General features: G+C 72.9%; 1 protein-coding gene. It reads left to right on the plus strand.

Going from position 1 to position 3453, the window contains the following annotated elements; translation table 11 throughout:
* Positions 1 to 362 precede the first annotated feature (362 nt).
* Positions 363 to 3374, plus strand: a complete 3012-nt coding sequence (locus AC2CHG_RS30685; protein WP_484526130.1) for a glycosyl hydrolase — start codon at positions 363 to 365, stop codon at positions 3372 to 3374.
* Positions 3375 to 3453 lie beyond the last annotated feature (79 nt).

Below are 3453 nucleotides of genomic sequence, written 5' to 3' on the forward strand. Positions count from 1 at the left end.
GGCGCGGGGCAGCCGGGCGCCGGCCGGGCCGGTGCCGTCGGTGAGCCAGGCACGGCCGCGGTACGCACCGACGCGCGGAGCCTCGCCGCCACCGCCGCCTGACTCAGCGTAGGCGCACGCGTCCTCGCGCCGCCTCCGGCCGCCTCGGCCGGGGGCGGCGCTCGTGCGCGCCGCCGACGCTGGTCAGCGCGCTTCGCGAGGTGATCGGTGGACGTTCCGCGCGCCCGGGAGAGCGCTCTCTTTGGTAACAAGACATTGACGGATCCGTAACCCGAACCTTACTGTCCCTTCTCAAGAGAGCGCTCTCACGACTGCCGGACCACCACTCCGTACCCCGCCTTCTCCTCGTGAAGGGGACCTCCATGACCCTCCTGCGGGACTTCTCCCCCGACCCCGTACCCCCGGCCCCGCCCGTCCCGTCCCCCGCCCGCCGGCGCGGCCTGCGGGCGACCGCCCTCGTCGCCGCGTCGGTGCTCGCCGCCGGCCTGCTCGGCGTCGTGGTCGGCGGTGGCGGCACCGCCACCGCCGGCGCCGTCGGCGCGGGCAGTTACACCGAGACCCGGCCGCCCGGCACCCTGCTGCCGAAGGGCTGCGGCGCGATCAGCACCGACCCGAGGACGTTCGTCACCGCCGACGCGCCGTCCGGCGCGATCCCCACGAACGACTGGTGGTCGTCGCTGATCTGGAAGCGCAACAACTGCACCGGCAGCGAGATCCTGCACGCGCACCCGCTGGCCTTCAAGGCCGAGAACAACGGGCTCGGCCTGTCGTACACCACCACGCCGGCGATCAGCGGCACCGCGACCGGCGTCGGCGAGTTCCACTACCCGTACGGCGAGGACGTCCGCGTCGGGATGCCCGGGCTGTCCGCACCCGTGGTGAAGGCCGCCGGCTGGAGCGACTGGACGGTCACCGCCGACTGGAGCGACGGCAGCCGCACCATGCGCGCCACCATCGGCCACGGGCTGCCGTTCAGCTACTACACGGTCAGCGGCGGCACCGCGCAGCTCACCGCCACCGCGACGCCCACCGTGTGGCGCAACTCCGGCGCCACCATCGGCTTCACGGTCAACGGCCACGACTACGTCGCGTACGCCCCGGCCGGGGCGACCTGGACCGTCAACGGCGCCGGCATCAGCTCGACGCTGGCCGGAAAGGGGTACTTCTCGGTGGCGGTGCTGCCCGGCGGCGGCGACCGGGCGGCGCTGGCCGACACGTACTCCCGGTACGCACACGCCCACGTCACCGGCACCCGGATGAGCTACGCCTACGACCCGTCCGCCGGCACCGTGCGCACCACGTACGCGTTCACCACCACGCCCCGCGAGGGCAGCGAGACGAAGACCGTGGTGGCGCTCTACCCGCACCAGTGGCGCAGCCTCACCGGCGCCACCCCGATCACCCCGACGTACGTCTCGGCGCGCGGCGCCATGCGGGTGCTCACCGGCGTGCCGTCGTTCACCACCTCGATGCGCTTCACCGGCGTGCTGCCCGAGGTGCCCGCCGTGGGCGACTCCAGCGGCGCGGACCTCTCCACAGTCACCGGCTACCTCAACGCCGAGCAGGGCAACCCGGAGGGCGTCAGCGGCACTGACACCTACTGGGCCGGCAAGGGGCTCGGCCGGGCCGCCCGGATCGCCGAGATCGCCGACCAGCTCGGGCAGACCTCGGTCCGCGACGCGGCGCTGACCGCGATGCGGAACCGGCTGACCAACTGGCTCACCGCCGGCTCCGGCGAGACCGGCCAGCTGTTCTACTACGACCGCAACTGGGGCACGCTGATCGGCTACCCGGCCTCGTACGGCTCCGACGAGGACCTCAACGACCACCACTTCCACTACGGCTACTTCATCGCGGCAGCCGCCACGCTGGCCAAGTTCGACCCGGGCTGGGCCGACGACAGCCGCTACGGCGGCATGGTCGACCTGCTGATCCGCGACGCCAACAACTACGACCGCGCCGACAGCCGCTTCCCCTACCTGCGGGACTTCGACATCTACGCCGGGCACGACTGGGCCTCCGGTCTGGCGCCGTTCTTCGCCGGCAACAACCAGGAGTCCTCGTCGGAGGGGATGAACTTCGCCAACGCGCTGATCCAGTGGGGCCAGGCCACCGGCGACACGGCCGTCCGCGACGCCGGTGTCTACCTGTGGACCACCCAGTCCGCGGCGATCTCCGAGTACTGGTTCGACGTGTACGACCAGAACTTCCCGGCCGCGTTCGGGCACAAGACGGTCGGCATGGTGTGGGGCGACGGCGGGGCGTACTCGACCTGGTTCTCCGCCGCGCCGGAGATGATCCAGGGCATCAACATGCTGCCGATCACCGGCGGTCACCTCTACCTGGGCGACTTCCCGGAGTACGTCAAGGCCAACTACGCCGAGCTGGTCACCAACAAGGGCGGCCCGCCGACCGTGTGGCAGGACATCGTCTGGGAGTTCCTGGCCCTGGGCGACGGCGAGCAGGCGCTGCGCAACTTCCGCGCCAACAGCGGGTTCACCAGCGAGGAGGGCGAGAGCAAGGCGCACACGTTCCACTGGATCCGCAACCTGGCCGCGCTCGGCACGGTGGACACCACCGTCACGGCGAACCACCCGCTGGCGAAGGTGTTCGTCAAGAACGGCGTCCGCACCTACGTGGCGTCGAACATCACCGCCCGGCCGCTTACCGTCACGTTCTCCACCGGTGTCACGCTCGCCGTGCCGGCCGGGAAGACCGCGACGTCCGGGGCGTACACGTGGAGCGGTGGCAACGCCACCGGCGGCGGCACCGTGCCGACCGGTCCCCCGCCGACCACGACGCCCACCCCGACCCCGACGCCGACCACCGCGAGTCCCACGCCGACCTCCGCGAGCCCCAGCCCGACCTCCGCGAGCCCCAGCCCGACGAGTACGGCCGGCCCGCTGACGCCGGTCCGGTACCTGCGGTCCGGCGGCGGGCTGGACGGCACCGCAGGCACCGCCGGCACGGTGAACGTGGCGGCGGCGACCGGCAACTCCGACGGCACGCCGACCAACCCGCAGGTGTTCACCGCCACCGGGCTGACCGGCACGTACACCGGCGGGGCGACCACGTTCGACCTGGCCGTCGACGCGGGTACCGCGGTCGGCAACGGCGTCCAGATCCGGGTCTCCTACGACCTGACCGGCGACGGCAGCGTCGAGCGGGTGGAGACCTACAGGTACTTCGCCACCGATCCGATCCCGGGTGCGGAGCGGTACCGGCAGACCCAGGGCCTGCTCTCGTCCACCGGCGCGCTGGGCAACCTGTCCGGCGGCACGGTACGCGTCGAGGTGTGGAACGCCATCGGTGGCGCACCCACGATCCTCGGCGTCGGCAACGCCTCGACGGTCACGCTGCCGTACGGCTCCTGACCCACGGTCCCGGGGGGGCGGCCCCCCGGGGCGGGGGGGGGGGGGGGGGGGGCGGGCGCCGGGGGGGGGGGGCGGTGGG

The organism is Micromonospora sp. ATLC20 (assembly GCF_057196585.1).

Bases quoted from the DNA above. Each gene is read 5' to 3' on its own strand.
- AC2CHG_RS30685 (WP_484526130.1), top strand. From the start codon at position 363: ATGACCCTCCTGCGGGACTTCTCCCCCGACCCCGTACCCCCGGCCCCG.